The sequence below is a fragment of the Agarivorans sp. JK6 genome (genome assembly GCF_045277145.1).
In the GTDB taxonomy this organism is placed as follows: domain Bacteria; phylum Pseudomonadota; class Gammaproteobacteria; order Enterobacterales; family Celerinatantimonadaceae; genus Agarivorans; species Agarivorans albus.
Genome location: NZ_CP113525.1, coordinates 4,691,690 through 4,709,688, shown reverse-complemented (window position 1 = coordinate 4,709,688; position 17,999 = coordinate 4,691,690). Strand labels below are relative to the sequence as shown.

Genomic DNA, 17,999 nt, shown 5'->3' with positions numbered 1-17,999 from the left:
TCGCGACTCCGCGTTATCACCAAAAAGACCGTCTATTTTATAACGGAAGCCGCTTAAACTCTAGATTTCTTATGAATTATTCACAAGCAGATAACAAATATGTGAATAAAATTCGCCGAGCCAGATAACAGCTTAGTTATTTGATATAACTACAGCGTATTTGTGTATTTACCGAGGCTGAACTAGAATTTTTACCCATACACAACTACAGATACAGAAGAATAGAAATGAAACTACTAAATAAATCACGATTGCTACTTGGTTTACTGCTAGTTAGCCTAAGTCCTTGGTCAGCATTTGCACAAGATACCGTTAAAGTAGGTATGTCTGGTCGTTATTTTCCTTTCACTTTTGTAAAACAAGATCAGCTACAAGGCTTTGAAGTTGATGTTTGGAATGAACTGGCCAAACGTAATGATTGGAAAGTTGAATTTGTAACCGCGAACTTCTCTGGCCTATTTGGCATGTTAGAGACAGGTCGTGTAGATACAATTTCTAACCAAATAACTATTACCGATGAACGTAAAGCTAAATACCTATTCTCTCACCCCTATGTGGTGGATGGCGCGCAAATTGTTGTACGTAAAGGCAATAGCGAGATTACTAGCATTGACGACTTAAAAGGCAAAAAGGTTGCGGTAAACCTAGGTTCTAACTTTGAGCAGTTATTACGCAAACACGACACCGATAATCAAATTAACATAGCGACTTACGATACAGGCATCGAGCAAGATGTTGCATTGGGTCGTTCAGATGCATTTGTTATGGACCGTGTATCTTCGTTAGCACTTATCAAGAAATCTGGTCTACCCTTAGCGCTAGCGGGTCAGCCTTTCGAAACCATCGAGAATGCGATGCCATTCAAAAACAACGAAGCAGGCCAAGCATTACAAGCTAAAGTTAACGCTAGCTTAGAAGCTATGCAGCAAGATGGCAGCCTAAGCGCAATTTCTCAAAAATGGTTTGACGGAGACATCACCAAATAATGTCTACATTTGACTTCGGTTACATGTTAGAGCTGTTCCCAATACTGTTTAAGTATTTGGGAACCACCATGGAAATGGCTGCAGTTGCAGCCGTTTTTGCATTAGTGCTTGCACTAATATTGGCTCTATTTCGTGTATTTAAGTTGCCGCTGCTTAATCAATTTGCAGTGGTATTTATCTCATTCTTCCGCGGTACGCCGTTACTGGTACAACTGTTTATCTTGTATTACGGCTTACCTCAGGTATTCCCAATTCTGATTGGCTTAGATGCATTTAGCGCATCGGTTATCGGTTTGAGTTTGCACTTTTCTGCCTATAAAGCAGAAAGCATTAGAGCAGCTATTAACTCTATTGATAAAAGCCAGTGGGACGCTTGTTACGCCTTTGGTATGACTCGACTGCAAGCTTTACGCAGGGTAGTGCTACCACAAGCACTGCGCACCGCCCTGCCTTCTTTAATGAACTATCTTATCGATATGATTAAAAGCACTTCTTTGGCCTTTACCTTAGGTGTGGCAGAAATAATGGCTAAAGCGCAAATGGAAGCATCTAGTAGCTTTAAGTTCTTTGAAGCATTTTTAGCAGTAGCACTTATCTATTGGGCAGTTGTTGCAGTATTTACTCAGCTACAAAACCTTGCTGAACAGCGACTATCGAAGGCTTATTAACGATGATAAAAATCTCCAATTTAAGCAAGTCCTTCGATGGGCAAAATGTGCTTAACGGTATCGATTTAGAAGTGAAAGAGGGCGAAGTTGTAGCGATCATCGGCCCATCAGGAACAGGGAAATCTACTTTTCTACGTTGTATTAATTACTTAGAACAACCCGATACCGGCCTTATTAGCGTAGATGGTTTAACAGTAGATGCACAAAACCATCAACAAAAAGACGTGCTCGCGCTGCGTCGTAAACTATCTTTTGTTTTTCAAAATTACTCGCTATTTGCCAACTTAAACGCAGAGCAAAACATAGCTGAAGCGTTGATAACTGTTTGGAAGCAACCCAAAGATAAAGCCTTAGCCGAGGCAAGAAAGATACTTAAAGATATTGGCTTAGCAGATAAAACCAAGCACTACCCTAGCCAATTGTCGGGTGGCCAACAGCAACGTATTGGTATAGGCCGTGCCATGGCTACTCACAGCCAAGCAATATTGTTTGATGAACCTACATCAGCCTTAGATCCAGAATGGGTTGGCGAAGTGCTTGAACTCATCAAAAAACTGGCGGAACGCAAACAAACATTAGTTATTGTTACTCATGAAATGGCCTTCGCCCGCGAAGTTGCCGACCGAGTGGTATTTATGAGCGATGGAACCATTGTTGAACAAGGTAGCTCAGAAGAACTGTTTAATCAGCCGAAAGATCCACGAACTCAACAGTTTATATCGCGTATCGTTAAGCGTAATCACGGCTAATTACATTGTTTAGTTGCACCTATATATAGGAGCACTATAATGCCGCCAAAGATCCAAAGGATCTTTTCCACAACAGTATTTAAGATTAAGCGATTTTTCGTTTGACTTAGAAGAGGTGAATGATTAGAATTTCGCCTCTTTTTTACCCGGTGCGCCTACCATTTTGGTTAATTGCACCGACTGTACAGTAAAAAACTAGCTAGCAAGAGTAATAAATATGAAACGTACTTTTCAACCAAGCGTACTAAAGCGCAAGCGTAGCCACGGTTTCCGCGCTCGCATGGCAACAAAAAACGGCCGCCAAGTTTTGGCACGTCGTCGCGCTAAAGGTCGCGCAAGTCTGTCTGCATAATTAAGTGCAAAGACATTCTTTTAGCAGGGAGTTACGTTTGTTAACTCCCATGCATTTCAAACATGTATTCTCCAACCCCGTTCGTGTGGGTACCCCCCAACTCACTATCCTTGCCAAAACCAATACTCTAGAACACCCTCGTCTAGGTTTAGCTGTTTCTAAAAAAAGCGTTAAACTAGCGGTAGGTCGTAATCGAATTAAACGTTTGGTAAGAGAAAGCTTTCGTCTACATCAGCACAAGTTGCCCGCAGTAGATATAGTGGTTATTTCCAAGAACGGTATTTCAGACTTAGATAATAAAGACCTGACCAAGCTTCTGGAGAAATCATGGCGAAGACTAACGCGCCGTTGCGAATAATCGCAATTATGCCAATCAAGGCTTATCAATACGTGATAAGTCCTTTGCTTGGTCCGCGCTGCCGGTTTACGCCAACATGTTCAGATTACGCGATTGAAGCAATTAATTTGCATGGTGTGTTAAAAGGTAGTTGGTTAGCAAGCCAACGTCTATTAAAATGCCATCCTCTACATCCTGGCGGACATGATCCGGTTCCAGGTTCCAAAAAAACCAATAGTGATTAACTAAAATTATGGAATCTCAACGCAATTTACTGATAATTGGGTTGCTGTTTGTAAGTTTTCTTATATATCAGCAATGGCAAAAAGACTACGGCCCACAGCCTGTAGTAACTACTGCTACCAATACTGTTACCGCAACTGGTACTACTGCAAATGGTGATGTGCCAGCCAGTGCTTCATCTCACGACGATTCAGACTTAACGCAAGCTACCGCTGCAGGTCAGTTAATCACGGTTACTACCGACGTTCTTAAGCTTAAAATTAGCGCTCAAGGCGGTGATGTAGTGAGTGCAGAACTATTGGCCTACCCAATAGAAGAAGACTCAACAGAACCATTTGTACTTCTAGAAGAAAATCCTAACTTTACCTATGTAGCCCAAAGCGGCTTAATTGGTCGTGATGGCCCAGATGCCAGCGCCAACGGCCGCCCAGTTTACCAAGTAACTAGCAACAGCTTTGAACTTGCTGATGGTAGCGATGAACTGGTTGTAGCACTTAACTACCAAGACCAAAACGGTAACGTATTTACTAAAAACTTTACCCTTACTCGTGGTAGCTACGACGTAAACGTAGACTTTCAAGTAAGCAACAAAAGTGACTCCGACTTAAGCTTGCAACTATACAGCCAGCTTAAGCAAACCGATAAAGAGCATAGCTCTAGCATGGTAATGCCGGTTTATCGTGGTGGTGCTTATTCTAGCGAATCAACTCGTTACTCAAAGTACAGCGTTAAAGACATCAAAAAATCTAACCTAAATGAAACCACTACTGGTGGTTGGGTTGCGATGATGCAGCACTACTTTGTAACCGCTTGGTTGCCAAACGAAGGCGATACCAACCAGCTATATTCAAACAGCGGTAACGGTTTTGTATTCATGGGTTACAAAGCGCCTTTACAAACCATTGCGCCTAACGATACAGCTACCCTAACTAGCTCGTTATGGGTTGGCCCTAAACTGCAAAAGCAAATGGCTGAATCAGCAAAACACCTAGACCTAACCGTAGACTACGGCTGGTTATGGTTTATTGCCCAACCATTGTACAAACTACTAACCTTCTTCCACAGCATTGTAGGTAACTGGGGTGTAGCAATTATTCTTATCACCTTCACCGTAAAAGGTTTGTTGTACCCGCTAACTAAAGCGCAATACACCTCTATGGCGAAGATGCGTTTACTGCAACCTAAAATGGCTGCACTTCGTGAGAAGTACGGTGACGACCGTCAGAAAATGTCGCAAGGCATGATGGAGCTGTACAAGAAAGAGAAAGTTAACCCCTTAGGTGGTTGTTTCCCTATCTTGCTACAAATGCCTATCTTTATTGCGTTGTACTGGTCGTTAATGGAAAGCGTAGAGTTACGTCATGCACCGTTCTTTGGTTGGATTACCGACCTATCGGTACAAGACCCATTCTACATTCTGCCTATTTTGATGGGTGTGAGTATGTTCTTCATTCAGAAGATGTCTCCAACCACTGTAGCCGACCCAATGCAGGCTAAAATTATGCAGTTTATGCCGGTTATCTTTACCGTATTCTTCTTATGGTTCCCAGCAGGTCTAGTACTTTACTGGTTGATGAGTAACGTGGTAACGCTAATTCAGCAAACCATCATCTACCGTAACCTTGAGAAAAAAGGATTACATAAACGCTAAGCACAAAGTTTAGCAACAATGCTAAAATGCCATTCAGTGAAGGCTGAATGGCATTTTTATTTTCAGCAGAAATGAGCAAAGAGAGTGAGCATGAATTCAACTGATACTATTGTGGCGCAAGCTACCGCCCCAGGTCGTGGTGGTGTAGGCATAATTAGAGTATCTGGCCCTTTAGCCCAGCAAGTAGCCGAAACGCTATTAGGCAAGTGCCCTGCTCCTCGTTATGCCGATTACTTACCGTTTAAAAGCCTTAGCGGAGACACGCTTGACCAAGGTATTGCACTGTACTTTAAAGGGCCAAATTCCTTTACCGGTGAAGATGTACTAGAACTACAAGGTCACGGCGGACCGGTAGTAATAGACATGCTAATTCGTGAAATTTGCCAAATAGATGGTTTACGCATGGCTCGCCCAGGTGAGTTTAGTGAACGCGCATTTCTAAACGACAAGCTCGATTTAGCCCAAGCAGAGGCCATTGCCGACCTTATTGAAGCCACCAGTGAACAAGCAGCCAAAAGTGCCTTACATTCGCTGCAGGGTGAGTTTTCAAACAAGATCCATAGTTTAGTTGAAAGTGTTACTCGCCTGCGTATTTACGTTGAAGCCGCAATTGATTTTCCCGAAGAAGAAATCGACTTTTTAAGCGACGGAAAAGTACAAGCCGATTTATACGCCATTATCGAAGAATTAGGCTTAGTACAAAGCCAAGCTCGTCAAGGTTCATTACTACGAGAAGGCATGCGAGTAGTGATAGCTGGCCGCCCTAACGCCGGTAAATCAAGCCTACTTAACGCTCTAGCAGGTAAACAAGCCGCCATTGTTACCGACATAGCCGGAACCACTCGTGACGTATTACGCGAGCATATTCATATTGACGGTATGCCACTACACATCATCGATACAGCTGGTTTACGTGATGACGCAGACGTTGTAGAGCAAATAGGTATAGAGCGCGCCTGGGAAGAAATCAATAATGCTGATCGGGTATTGTTTATGGTGGATGGCACCACCACCGAGGAGCTCGACCCACAAAAAATTTGGCCTGAATTTGTGGCAAAACTACCCACCAATATGGGCATGACAGTAGTACGCAACAAAGCCGATGTTACCGGCGAAAGCTTAGACGTAGTGATGGATCACGGACACCCTGTTTATAAGATTTCGGCTAAAACCGAGCTAGGCTTAGCAGAGCTAAAAGACCACCTAAAACAATGCATGGGTTTTCAAGGCAATATGGAAGGTGGCTTTATGGCGCGTCGCCGCCACCTTAACGCCATAGAACTTGCCGCAGAACACTTAGACAATGGCAAAACTCAACTAGAAGTTTATCAAGCTGGTGAACTATTAGCCGAAGAACTGCGCTTGGTACAACAACACTTAAGCGAAATTACCGGTGAGTTCAGCTCCGACGATTTACTCAGCCGCATTTTCACTAGTTTCTGTATCGGAAAATAAAGTGAGCAAACAACAATTAACTTGCTGAAATTATTAAAAGTAAGAGACTAGTTGAATGGCAATCTCAGAAGTATGGTTTTAAAGATAGTACAAAGCGCTCCGCCAGTTTTGTTAACTACTTTCAACAGCAACTTGATATCAAAGATCAAACCACCTCAAGACCCAATCATTCAATCTGCATGTAGGCGAGAGCCTGATGACGCTAAGGTTATGCTTGCCTCAGCCAAAACGAGCTGATATTTAGAGGCTGAGCATGTGTTCGCAATAAAAAATACGCGGCTAAGCCAGTTAGCCACGTATTGTCAAACTAAGGTGTATTATTTTGTAGTGAAGCTTAATAGCTCTTAACCTGCTCAATTAACCACGCGATGTCGTTAGCTGCAATCTCAAAGTCTTGACCTATTTTGTAGGTGGAAAACTTAGCAATTGCCACGTTTGTTGATTTATTAAAGGCGATGAATTGACCAAAAGAGCCCATGCCAATAGCAATGTCTTCATCAACGACATACCACTGGTTGCTATAGAACTTAAGCATTGGCAGTGCTGCGCCATAAGCACTGTTCTTAAATGCAGCTGTTTTTTCTGGATTAGAGGTAAATACGTCGTCAATATATGTTTGAGAGATGGCTTCTTTACCGTTAACAATACCGTCAGCAGCCATAGCATGAGGCAACTTTACAAAGTCTCTTAAAGTGTAAGATTGACCACCGTCAGCTGAAACTTGTCCATGTAAGTTGGCAACAGTATTAGATATATACTCAAAGCCCAGTTTGTCATAGAAGGCCTTCATGCCTTCATAAGCATGTTTACCACTAAGTTCTGAGCCCATATTATCGAGCAACAGTGTGTTAGGGCTAACGTAATACCAATCGCCATCAGCTAATTCAGGATTACGAGTTAATGAATTTAAAAAGCTAATTTGTTCATACTGGGCATCTTTAAAATCCCAGCCTGTCGCAGAACCAGAGAGCACTACAGGGCTGTTTGGATCGCCAAAATCTTCCGCCCAATAAGTTGGAGTGCGCATATCAGAAACATCTCGAACCGTAATGTCTTTATAAATAGAGTCTGCAAGTTCAGGAATGATTTGACTGACTGTTTTGTCCATTACAGGCAACAATTGATTGTGCCAGGTTGCAGAAGTATATGATTTACCTACAGAGTACACTGCGTGCTTGGTGGTTTTATACATGCCTTGGGCATAATACTCTTTAACAATGGTGCCGTCTTTCACAACAATGTAACCGTCAGTATTGGTACCTTCTAAGTGCAAGACTTCGTCATTATTGAGTGGCGTAATGCTCTCATTAAAAATTAACGGAGTTGGCGAAGGTGCGAAGTTCCACGATACAACAGAAAACTCAGAGAAGTTACGATTAGCATAAACCGCTCCGCCTTCTGCATTTGGCGTAGCATCAGTAAGATCTGTTTTGTGTGGAGCTTCTGCTCCCATTTGGTCAGCATATTGCTGTTGATAAGGCAATTCGGCTGCTTGTACAGAAAGGCCTAAAGTAGACATAAGGATTAATGTAGTAGGTAGTTTTTTCATGGTGATTCTCCAACGGGTCGTATTTTTGTTCAAAGGATTAATTCGTTGGGTCTAAGATAAACCTAAATTTATTTACCTCGTAGTTCGAATCATCCCAGTTTTGGGACATTTAAGGAGGAAGAGTATTTTAGAGTGAATTAACGATTTATGTATATTGGTCGTTTTTTGATCTGACAGATGATTCAAATGACTACGTCTCGTTAAGTGAGAGAGCGGGCTGAATAAGACCTATATAAGCAACGAACATATTGCGCAATCAGCAAATTTATACTGATAGCTTTAGGCGGAAAGCTTATAGATTTTTCTAGATAGAGATTTATGAAAAAGGCACTCGTAATGAGTGCCTTTGTTTTCGGGATTAGGACGAAATCGGTTAATACTAATTGTCGAAACAAACCTCTGTGAAACCAGTTAGGTCTGGGCGATACGGTGCAACATACTGACAACCTGCGTTAATATCTGACACGTTCGACATAGAAGAAATGAAGTAGTTATCAGCAGTAGGTGCTAACAAAATAGGGCGCTGTGTTAGCAGGTCTTTAATTGAACCAGCGCTGCGTTCTAGATCGTATTTAGCATAGGCTGACGCAACTTCATACCGAGAGACCGTCTCTTTCATCGCTTTGTTGAATTCATAAAGATCCCCATCGTAAAGCACATCGGTTAATTCTTGTTCACGGTCACGAGGGTGATTGGTGTGAACAATGTAACCATCTTCTTGATCGAAGGTCTTGAAACCATTAGCGTGCCATTCGAAGGTTTTAAGTCCGCCTTTTTTATCTGCTAAGGTGGTAGATGCCGCACCAGCTATTTGGTATTTGGACATCATCACTTCAGCTTCATCAACGCTCACATTGTGAGTGATGGCGGTGATGTACATTAAACCGATTGATATACCGTTTTCTAAAGCAACCGTTGAGAATGCGTCAATGGTATTGGTGTTAGATGCCATGTTGCGAGACATGCTCATAACCGGATGAAACGGAGACGGACCACTTGCAATCAACTCATCACTTTTCCAGGTTGCAGACTCACCAGACATATTAAGGGGTAAATCCATGTTTTGACCCAATATGCCGTTAGTAAAACCAACAGCAGTACAGCCTTTTATTTTGTCGTCTTCACCATGACGAGTGAAATCTTTACCATCAAACAGTTGATCACCGAAGCTTAGCATCGATTTAGAAAACAAAGCATCTTCAGCCCAGAACGCAAGCAGGATGTGTTCTACTGATGCGCCTGATGCGTCAGCAATACCTTCAATGAAAGCTTTCATGCGTGGAAAGTCTTCAATAAAGGCATTATTAACAGCTACTGCCTTTTTAATTTCTTCCGCGGTGAACTCTTCTTTAATTTCATCGTTATAACGTTTGGCGAAATCCTGATAGTAAGTGGCACTGAATGCGTCATTGTAACCCGCAACGATTTGTTGACCGCCTTTAAAGGTTAATCCATCAAACTCAATGACTGGTAATTCAGCTTGCACAATAACGTTGTTTGGTTCTGCTTGCGTACCTTGCAATACAACTTCGACACCATTTAGGCTTGTCACGGTGTTTACATCTGATGTTGCGAAGCTGGGAAGAGCGATTACAGCTGTTAGAGCTGCGGCTAAAAATGAAGTTTTCATGGTTTTTTCTCTATATCGTTATCTTTAACCAACACTTACCTGAGAGGAATCTAGCCATCCCAAAAAGTGTTTCTAGTATTCTGGTTATGCTTACCCCGATAACAGGTGTGCAAATATCGGGGCTTTTTAAGCGCTAATAATGTTTGGATTAAAAGTAGTAGTTAGCTTGAAGCATAAACTTAGTATCTTCTTTAACTCGGTCTGTGCCTTCGTTATGGTCGATACGGAAACCAACAGAGAATTGGTCATTGATCATGTAACCACCGCCAATTTCAGCAGAAGCAACCCAATCATTATGACGAGCGTTGTACTGAACACGAGGGTTAGCAGATAACCAGTGGCCATCGTCGAATGCGTACAGTAAGAACACACCAGGTTGGACGATAGTAGACTCTTCACGGGTCTTAGCGCCATTATCACTGGTGGAATAACTGAACTGTCGACCAACATCTAGCATCGGGAAAATCATTACGTTGTCAGATACCTCGTAACGATAAAGAGCACCAACAAGAGCAGTATCGCTACCAGATTTGTCTGCATTGTGTGACCCCAAAAGAGTCGCTGATACACCAAAACCCTCATCAGTTACATGAAACATACGAGCTCGGTAGTTCTGGTTGCCTTCGCGGCCTTTGTCATCACCTAGCGCTTTATCATTAAAGCCGTAATCAACTTGGTAGATATTGTTACCTTTGTTGACTTGTAGGTTTAACATCATAGAGTCAGCAGCGCGTGAAACTCCAACGGTAGAATATGCTGCTGTTGGGTCACCATAGTTAATGTCGTGTTCTTGTCTTTGCTCCTGTTCAGCTGCAAGTAACGAAGTGCTTAACAGGCTTGTTGCTAGTGTTGCGATGATGATTGAGTTTTTCATGATGCTTCCTCCAACTGGACGTATTTTTGTTTAAAGAACTTATTCAGTGAGGCCAAGATAAACTCAAATTTGTCTAACTCGTAGTTCGAATCATCCCATAATTGGGATAATAAAAGAGAAATGTTTAGTGTAGATAGAAATGATAAATGAGATTTTTATTAAGGTTGGAGCTGTAAATAGTGTAAGAGTGGCAGCAACAAAACTGACAAGTAGCTAACTTGAATTTAGTGATTGTACTAAAAAAGTAGGGCTTTACAGCAGTACGAAACCTTTCAGTTACGAATGGCGAAAGAGCTAAAAAATAAGCTATTTGGTATAACCGAACCAACTCTTTAGTGTGCTAATAACTTGTTCGGTCACTTCAGGGTGTGGGTAATCCATCCGATAGTACAACATCATAGGGAACGAAGGGATAATCTCTCGTTGGTTATAGCTAAGTGCTACCACTTCACCTGACTTACTCGCGGAATGCGTTATGTACTCAGGAAGTAATGCAACCCCTAAGTTCTTTTTTACTAATGACACTACTGTGCTCGCTTCACCGCATTCTATTGTATCTAAACTATTGAAAAGTGCTCTCTCATCTTGCAGAGCTTTTTCATAAGGGGAAGACCATATAGCCGTTTGAGACATTAGCATGTCTAGTTGCACTTCAGGTTCTTGGCATAATGGATTATCGGGGTGGGCAATTAAACTGATATTTTCCTCGCCTACAACAACCCCGCCTATATTAGGATAAAAAGAGTCGGCAGCTGCGCCTAACGCAAAATCGACATCGTTACTGTCAATAGCCAACTGAACATGAACCATGTCAATATTTTTAAGCGCAATTTGGAGGGTTGGCCAGGTAGCTTTAAGATCTTGAATAACTTCAGCAATGCCTTCACCGTCAATCAGCTCACTAAAACTAATCGTTAATTCAAGTGGAGAGCCGTCTCCGTGCATTGAATAGGCAAGGTCTTCTAATTTTCGCATGTAATCAATTGCAATTTTAGCCTTAGGTAACAGTGCCTCACCTTTTGGGCTTAATACTACGACAAGTCCGTTACTTTTCCTTTCGAACAATAAGTAGCCAAGATCATCTTCTAATTCGCATATCCAGCGACTGACAGAGGATGACGATTTTCCTATTTTTCGGGCAGCTTTACTAAATGCGCCGGTCTCTGCCGCAGCGATAAAGCACTCTAGAGTTTGAATCGATAACGATAACAATACTTGAACCTCATGTATGCGGCGCTGTTTGTTTAAGTATTTGCAGCCGATTTAAGAATAATATACGCAATAGTATGGGGAGAAAAAACTGGTAGTCAAACAGCATTATGGCTAAGTGTAGAGTTCATACTGAATGCATACAGGGTTAAACAGTTAGTCATTTTAACGGTAAGAATTGAAAGACATATAGCGAACAAATAACTATATTCTATTAGGAAAGTACACTTGGGTTGAGAGCACATTTATCAATTTGGTCCCCAATCGGTCCCCCAAGTATGCAACCACACCACTGTTTATGGGCGTCTTCACTTTCTGTATCGGAAAGTAGCTTAATAAGTAAGTGTTCACTATTACCAAGCTACCCTTAAAATATAGATAAACACCAACAAAACCTGATAAACAGCAAGTAAAAATAAAGCAATTATCAGGTTTTCGATTAACAGATAAACCCACTCTCAAACTAAGCTAAATCTGCCTCACAGTTTCATCACTCTCCATCAATTATCGCTAAAAATATTGACTTAAATCAATTTTCAATTAAAGTTTCACTGTTTTCTGAAAGTTCAATAAAAGGATTTAGCGCGTGCAATTATCAGAGAAGAGCCAAGCTTTTGTTCTTCATTTTGGCGAAATGGGCAGCCGTTGGGGTTTTAACCGAACAGTTGGCCAAATATTGGCTTTGTTAGTAATTAATAAAGAGCCTTTGCACGCCGAGCAGATTATGCAACAGCTGGGCATTAGCCGCGGCAACGTCAGCATGGGTTTAAAAGAATTACAGTCTTGGCGCTTAGTAAAGCTAAGCCATCAAGCAGGTCAACGCCGAGAATTTTTTACTGCCGCCGGGTCCATTTGGGATATGGCGAGAACTGTATTTGAAGAACGCAGTAAGCGCGAAGTTGACCCAACCCTCTCTTTACTACGTTCTAATTTATTGGAAGAACCAGAAAACGAAGCCGACCAGTTTACTCAGCAAAAAATGGAAGAGATCCACGATCTCTTAGAGTTAATCACTCAATGGTCATACGCACTTAATACGATGAATCCAGACAAACTGCAGAGTTTAATGAAGATGGGCTCAGGTATTAGCAGAATTTTAGAGTTAAAAGACAAAATCGTTGGTAACAAGGGATCTGCCGCCAGCTAATGAGATTATCAACCTTAACGAGGCTTAACCATGCTTGATGCCCTAATGCTCTCAAGGATACAGTTTGCTGCCAATATCAGCTTTCACATCCTGTTTCCCACCATCACCATTGCGATGTGTTGGTTCCTAGTATTTTTTAAAGTTCGCCATGATATGACCGGTAACCCGGTATGGATGCGCGCCTATCGCTTTTGGGTAAAGGTATTTGCGCTTTCCTTTGCGATTGGTGTTGTAAGCGGCATTACCATGTCATTCCAGTTTGGTACTAACTGGCCAGGCTTTATGGAAACTGTGGGTAATATTGCTGGCCCTCTGCTCGGTTACGAGGTGCTTACTGCCTTTTTCTTAGAAGCCACCTTCTTGGGCATTATGTTGTTTGGCATTAAACGTGTTCCAAACAAAGTACATACCCTAGCAACCATATTGGTAGCGATTGGTACCAGTTTGTCGGCATTTTGGATTCTAGCGCTAGACTCATGGATGCAAACCCCAACGGGTTTTGAAATGCGTGATGGTGTTGCTTATCCAACCGATTGGTTTGCAATTGTATTTAACCCATCATTTCCTTATCGCTTAACTCATATGTTGTTAGCATCAGGCCTAACTGCATCATTTTTTATCGCCGGTATTTCAGCCTATCGAATTTTAAAAGGCGACGTTAAAAAAGCTCCGCGCCTTACCTTAAAAGTAAGCCTAATAGTGGCGGCGATACTTGCCCCTACTCAGGCTTTAGTGGGTGATTTTCATGGCTTAAATACTCTTGAACATCAACCTGCAAAAATTGCTGCAATTGAAGGTATATGGGAAACCGAGAAAGGCGCTCCATTACTGTTATTTGCATTGCCAGATGAAGAAACTAAAACCAACAAATTTGCCATTGGTATTCCAAAGTTAGCGAGCTTAATTTTAACTCACGAGCTAGATGGTGAGCTTAAAGGCTTAAACGAATTTGAAAACGAGCACCCGCCAGTAGCACCTGTTTTTTGGAGTTTTCGAGTAATGGTGGGCTTGGGTCTACTTATGTTAGCCCTAAGTTGGTTTGGGTCTTACCACATGGTGCGTAAAGGCAAAATGCCAAATTGGATGCTAAAAGTATTGGTAGGTACAACCTTCTCGGGTTGGGTAGCCACCCTTGCCGGCTGGTATGTAACCGAAATAGGCCGCCAACCCTGGTTAGTAACCGGAGTGCTAAGAACCGAAGATGCTGTAACCAGCCTACCCGCTTCAAACGTGGCATTTTCGTTAGCGCTGTATCTAATCGTTTATGGCTTCTTGTTAGTTGCCTACATTCACACGGTTTTCTTAATGGCACGTAAAGCGGTTAAAGAAGAAGAGTTTGAAACCAACGAACCCAAACCCGACGGCAACTTAACCAATGTTAATCAGCCACAAGACAACGTTGAAGGGAGTTCTAAAGCATGATGGACGCCTACTGGTTACCGGTTATTTTTATCGGCTTAATGGGACTTTCGGTTCTTGTTTACGCAATCTTAGATGGCTACGACTTAGGTGTGGGTATTTTGCTGCCAATGGGCGAAGCCGACGAAGCGCAGCGCGATACTATGATTGCTTCTATTGGTCCGTTTTGGGATGCCAACGAAACTTGGTTAGTACTGGCAGTTGGCATCATGCTCATTGCCTTTCCAGCAGCGCATAGCATTGTGCTCTACCACTTGTATATTCCAGTCGCAATTATGCTGATCGGACTTATTATGCGTGGCGTAGCTTTTGACTTTAGAGCTAAAGCAGCAGTGGACCATAAGTTAGCTTGGGACAGAACCTTTAAAGCAGGCTCTATACTCACTACCTTAGCTCAAGGCTACATGTTAGGTTTGTATGTAATGGGTTTTGAGGGTGGCATAAGCACCCATTTATTTGGTTTGCTCAGTGGCTTGGGTGTAACAGCAGCTTATAGCTATATTGGCGCAGCTTGGTTAGTAATGAAAACCGAAAACAGCTTACAGCAACGTGCTGTTGCTTGGACCAAGACCACTGGCCGTTTTTGTTTCATGGGGGTGATCGCGGTATCTATCGTTAACCCTTTAGTTAACCCTGGTGTATTTGATCGCTGGTTTGACTTCCCATTGGTCATGTTTGTATTGCTGATCCCAGCTTTGTGTTTTGCAGCATTTTTGTTTAACGACTTTTTGCTAGGGCGTTTACCTAAAGAAAACGATCGCCACTGCTGGGTACCATTTAGCTTAGTTATGCTGATATTTTTGCTGTGTTTTAGCGCTTTGGGCTTTAGCTTCTTCCCCGATGTAGTACCTGGACAAATGGATATTTGGGAGGCGGCATCTGCGCCAGAATCACTGATTGTGATTTTAATTGGCGCCCTGATTGTTGTACCGGTGATCCTCATGTACACCGCCTTTTCTTACTGGGTATTTAGAGGTAAAGCGACCTCGCTGAACTACCACTAAACTTCACAGTTAAACCAACTAAAAAGAGCGCCATAGGGCGCTCTTTTTTTTGTTCTCTTAAAACTTCATACTAACGCCAAGTTTAATCTGGCTATCATCTTTAAGCGGGCTGCTGTTGTAGCCACTGCTATCAAAGTTTTTCTGAGTATATTGAACATAAGGCTGGTAGCTTCCTAAATTGGTAAGGAACACCTTAGTTTCAAGTTCATTGATTTTCAGGTTATTGTTTTTGTGCTCTGCATTTGCGTCTTTATGAATGTAGTTAAAAGACACGCCAACAATATCACCGGCCCAACCCGCGGTTAAATCGGTTCGGTTGGTTTTTACATCGCCTAGTTCAGCTTTATTTATGCTGTTGTTATTTTGGGTACCTTCGTAACGGTAACGTGCAGCAACAAAAATACCATTATCAAAGTTATAACCACCTTTAAGAGCAAACTTACCGGTGTTGGCGTCGTTAGCGACATTACGTGTATATTCAACTCTTGGCTGAACATAAGCATTGCCGAACTTATAGGTATAATCTGCAGCAAAGGTAGCTTCGTGCAAACCTGACTCATGCTGATTTTCGCCATAAGGTCGCCCACCCAAACGGCTTTTTGCCTCAACATCAAAGCCAAACTGACCGTAATCAGTATCAAACTCATAACCGCCTTTCAAAATGCCTAGATGCGGGCCAGTGCGGTTACTTTCTGCTGCAACTTCACCACGAATTGCATTAGCCGCTGCAAATTGACTAAACAGCGCAAGCGAAACGGTAGAAGCGACGATAATTTTTTTCATTTTGGAACCTTTCAGTAGATGATTACTAAAACATCCGTGCATCATTGAGTACCAGTTACATACTCGTAAAACAGTCCATCGCCGCTATGATGATGAGATGGCACTGCGCTAACAAATCAGAGTCTGTTAGCTTTTATTAACACAGAGGATCCCAAATGAATCTTCAAGCAATCCAAGCTTTTGTATTAAGTCATCAGTTGGGCAGTATTTCAGCCGCTGCCAAAAAGATGCAGAAAAACCGCGCCCAACTTAGTCAATGGATAAGTAACTTAGAAATAGATTGGAATGTTGAGTTATTTACCCGGAGCGGCCACAAGCCGGTGTTGTCGGAACAAGGCTTAAAAATGCTTCCCTTGTGTGAGCAGTTACTAAGTGCAAAACAGCACCTAAACGAACAGGTAGAGCAAATTGCTAATCTAGACTGTTTAAGGTTAAACCTTGGAGTAAGTGCGTATTTGCAAGATAGTTCTATAGCAAAGGTGCTTAGCCAATTTAACCAAGCCTATCCGCAAGTAGATTTACATATTTACCAACGCCGCGATGAGCAGCTACTCAACTGGCAACAACAACCATCATTAGATTTAGCCGTTTGTTTTTACCGAGATGCTTTTCCTAGCCAATTTACTGTAGAACCTTTGTGTGAAATGCCAGTAGTAGCAGTATGTTCACGAACTCACCAATTAGCGTCTGCAACGTCTACAACTCTTCAACAAGTGCTAAGTCATACCTGGATAACTGTGCTTTCTTCAACCAATACCGAGTTGTGGGATCCCGATACAGTACAAAGACAAATTGCAGTAGAGCATCATTCGCTGGCTATTGAACTTTGTTTACGTGGTGTTGGTGTTTTTGTCGGCCAACAACAGCAGCTAAATCCGTATATTGAAACGGGTGAATTAGTAGTTTTAGCCCATAACGATGCCATTGCCAATGAACAACTTGGCTTGATTTATAGCAAGCAAACAACGATTTCCCCAGCTCAACAGGCGCTAATTAATTTGTGTAAAGCAGAGTTTAGAAACAAACCCCATTAGCCATTTAGGTAATTTGTGCACAACTCTTATTCACACATAACAAATGGGATCATCAGCTTAGATGGCGGGTAAAGTGAATTTTATTGAGGTTTCACGTGAAACTATCAACAACTAGATCACAATAAATTCGCAGCTAGTTAAACCCTATTAGATCACGTTACAATGTAGCCAAGACTCTACATTTAACAGGATCGTAAGTGGATATAGAAATCATTGTGGGATCAACCCTCGGTTCGGCTGAATACGTCGCTGATGAGCTAGAAGCGCTATTAAAAGAACAGCATCAAGTAAAAATTCACTTAGATGCAGAGTTTGAAGAGCTAAATCAGCAAGCTTTTTGGCTTATTTGCAGTTCTACTCATGGCGCAGGAGATGTACCAGACAATCTACAGCCATTTTTCCAACATTTACTCGAAAACCAACCAGATCTTTCTTCTGTTTCTTATAGCGTAGTGGCTATTGGTAGTAGCAGTTACGATACCTTTTGTGGAGCAGGTAAAGATCTCGACCAAACCTTAAGTAATTTGGGTGCCAAAAAGCTAAAAGAACGTTTAGAAATAGATGTGGATCTAGAACCAGTGCCTGAAGAACCAGCAGTTGCATGGTTAGAAAGCTGGAAAAATGAGCTAAATGTGAACTAAATACTGTGGATAACCCTAGGGAATAGCTATTAATTTAACATAGTTATTCCTATGGATAAGCTTATACCCATTTCCACCTGTGGATAAACAGCAAATTAGATCCCAGTTTTTCCCCTGCTTAGATCGCCCTTCATTAACAAGATCTGATCTTAATTAAGTTAATGATCATAAAGCTAAAAAATCACTTATCTACAGATCAGCAAGTTACTAATAGTAGATCTAATAAAAGATCTTTAAAAAAAGATCTTTTATATATTTATAAGAGATC

18 protein-coding genes are annotated in these 17,999 nt (G+C 41.9%); 13 read left to right on the top strand and 5 right to left on the bottom strand.

The window, feature by feature from the left end:
* The first annotated feature begins 227 nt into the window (after positions 1–227).
* The 8 genes from OV592_RS21660 (at position 228) to mnmE (ending at position 6,441) form a co-directional block, all read left to right on the top strand.
* Complete coding sequence (locus OV592_RS21660) at positions 228–986, top strand: amino acid ABC transporter substrate-binding protein (RefSeq protein ID WP_016400279.1); 759 nt, start codon at positions 228–230, stop codon at positions 984–986.
* Entirely contained in the window at positions 986–1,654 is a 669-nt protein-coding gene (locus OV592_RS21655; protein WP_406609975.1) for an amino acid ABC transporter permease, read from the top strand. Before OV592_RS21660 ends, OV592_RS21655 begins: the two co-directional genes overlap by 1 nt.
* Before the next feature lie 2 nt (positions 1,655–1,656).
* The gene (locus OV592_RS21650; protein ID WP_406609974.1) at positions 1,657–2,403 is read left to right on the top strand and encodes an amino acid ABC transporter ATP-binding protein; all 747 of its coding nucleotides are present in this window, start codon (positions 1,657–1,659) and stop codon (positions 2,401–2,403) included.
* A gap of 217 nt (positions 2,404–2,620) precedes the next feature.
* On the top strand, positions 2,621–2,755 hold the full coding sequence (gene rpmH, locus OV592_RS21645; RefSeq protein ID WP_016400276.1) for a 50S ribosomal protein L34: 135 nt from the start codon (positions 2,621–2,623) through the stop codon (positions 2,753–2,755).
* A gap of 4 nt (positions 2,756–2,759) precedes the next feature.
* The gene (gene rnpA, locus OV592_RS21640; RefSeq protein WP_084681699.1) at positions 2,760–3,113 is read left to right on the top strand and encodes a ribonuclease P protein component; all 354 of its coding nucleotides are present in this window, start codon (positions 2,760–2,762) and stop codon (positions 3,111–3,113) included.
* Positions 3,083–3,337 carry a membrane protein insertion efficiency factor YidD gene (yidD, locus tag OV592_RS21635; protein WP_152785067.1) on the top strand — a complete coding sequence of 85 codons (255 nt, stop codon included), beginning with the start codon at positions 3,083–3,085 and terminating at the stop codon, positions 3,335–3,337. Before rnpA ends, yidD begins: the two co-directional genes overlap by 31 nt.
* Before the next feature lie 8 nt (positions 3,338–3,345).
* Complete coding sequence (gene yidC, locus OV592_RS21630) at positions 3,346–4,986, top strand: membrane protein insertase YidC (protein WP_016400273.1); 1,641 nt, start codon at positions 3,346–3,348, stop codon at positions 4,984–4,986.
* Positions 4,987–5,076: 90 nt separating this feature from the next.
* Complete coding sequence (mnmE, locus tag OV592_RS21625; RefSeq protein ID WP_406609973.1) at positions 5,077–6,441, top strand: tRNA uridine-5-carboxymethylaminomethyl(34) synthesis GTPase MnmE; 1,365 nt, start codon at positions 5,077–5,079, stop codon at positions 6,439–6,441.
* Between the two features lie 334 nt (positions 6,442–6,775).
* Here mnmE and OV592_RS21620 read toward each other — a convergent pair whose 3' ends face one another.
* From OV592_RS21620 to OV592_RS21605, 4 genes are all read right to left on the bottom strand, one after another.
* Positions 6,776–7,990 (bottom strand): hypothetical protein, encoded by a 1,215-nt coding sequence (locus OV592_RS21620; protein ID WP_406609972.1) that lies wholly within the window; start codon positions 7,988–7,990, stop codon positions 6,776–6,778.
* A gap of 379 nt (positions 7,991–8,369) precedes the next feature.
* Positions 8,370–9,620 carry a hypothetical protein gene (locus OV592_RS21615; protein WP_406609971.1) on the bottom strand — a complete coding sequence of 417 codons (1,251 nt, stop codon included), beginning with the start codon at positions 9,618–9,620 and terminating at the stop codon, positions 8,370–8,372.
* A 148-nt stretch (positions 9,621–9,768) separates the two neighbouring features.
* Positions 9,769–10,494 carry a hypothetical protein gene (locus tag OV592_RS21610; RefSeq protein ID WP_406609970.1) on the bottom strand — a complete coding sequence of 242 codons (726 nt, stop codon included), beginning with the start codon at positions 10,492–10,494 and terminating at the stop codon, positions 9,769–9,771.
* Positions 10,495–10,800: 306 nt separating this feature from the next.
* Positions 10,801–11,706 (bottom strand): LysR family transcriptional regulator, encoded by a 906-nt coding sequence (locus OV592_RS21605; RefSeq protein WP_338622872.1) that lies wholly within the window; start codon positions 11,704–11,706, stop codon positions 10,801–10,803.
* Between the two features lie 583 nt (positions 11,707–12,289).
* On the opposite strand from OV592_RS21605, the gene OV592_RS21600 reads away from it, so the two are divergent.
* The 3 genes from OV592_RS21600 to OV592_RS21590 are packed head-to-tail and all read left to right on the top strand — an operon-like array spanning position 12,290 to position 15,273.
* On the top strand, positions 12,290–12,850 hold the full coding sequence (locus OV592_RS21600; RefSeq protein WP_016400271.1) for a GbsR/MarR family transcriptional regulator: 561 nt from the start codon (positions 12,290–12,292) through the stop codon (positions 12,848–12,850).
* Between the two features lie 30 nt (positions 12,851–12,880).
* Positions 12,881–14,272 (top strand): cytochrome ubiquinol oxidase subunit I, encoded by a 1,392-nt coding sequence (locus OV592_RS21595; RefSeq protein WP_406609969.1) that lies wholly within the window; start codon positions 12,881–12,883, stop codon positions 14,270–14,272.
* A complete protein-coding gene (locus tag OV592_RS21590) occupies positions 14,269–15,273 on the top strand; it encodes a cytochrome d ubiquinol oxidase subunit II (RefSeq protein WP_152785087.1) in 1,005 nt (334 codons plus the stop codon). Before OV592_RS21595 ends, OV592_RS21590 begins: the two co-directional genes overlap by 4 nt.
* Positions 15,274–15,330: 57 nt before the next feature.
* On the opposite strand, the gene OV592_RS21585 is transcribed toward OV592_RS21590, so the two are convergent.
* Complete coding sequence (locus tag OV592_RS21585) at positions 15,331–16,056, bottom strand: oligogalacturonate-specific porin KdgM family protein (protein ID WP_406609968.1); 726 nt, start codon at positions 16,054–16,056, stop codon at positions 15,331–15,333.
* A 155-nt stretch (positions 16,057–16,211) separates the two neighbouring features.
* Here OV592_RS21585 and OV592_RS21580 point away from each other — a divergent pair, with 155 nt between their 5' ends.
* Together OV592_RS21580 and mioC are read left to right on the top strand one after the other, a co-directional pair.
* On the top strand, positions 16,212–17,090 hold the full coding sequence (locus tag OV592_RS21580) for a LysR family transcriptional regulator (RefSeq protein WP_406609967.1): 879 nt from the start codon (positions 16,212–16,214) through the stop codon (positions 17,088–17,090).
* Between the two features lie 197 nt (positions 17,091–17,287).
* Complete coding sequence (gene mioC / locus OV592_RS21575) at positions 17,288–17,731, top strand: FMN-binding protein MioC (RefSeq protein WP_016400266.1); 444 nt, start codon at positions 17,288–17,290, stop codon at positions 17,729–17,731.
* Positions 17,732–17,999: the final 268 nt, after the last annotated feature.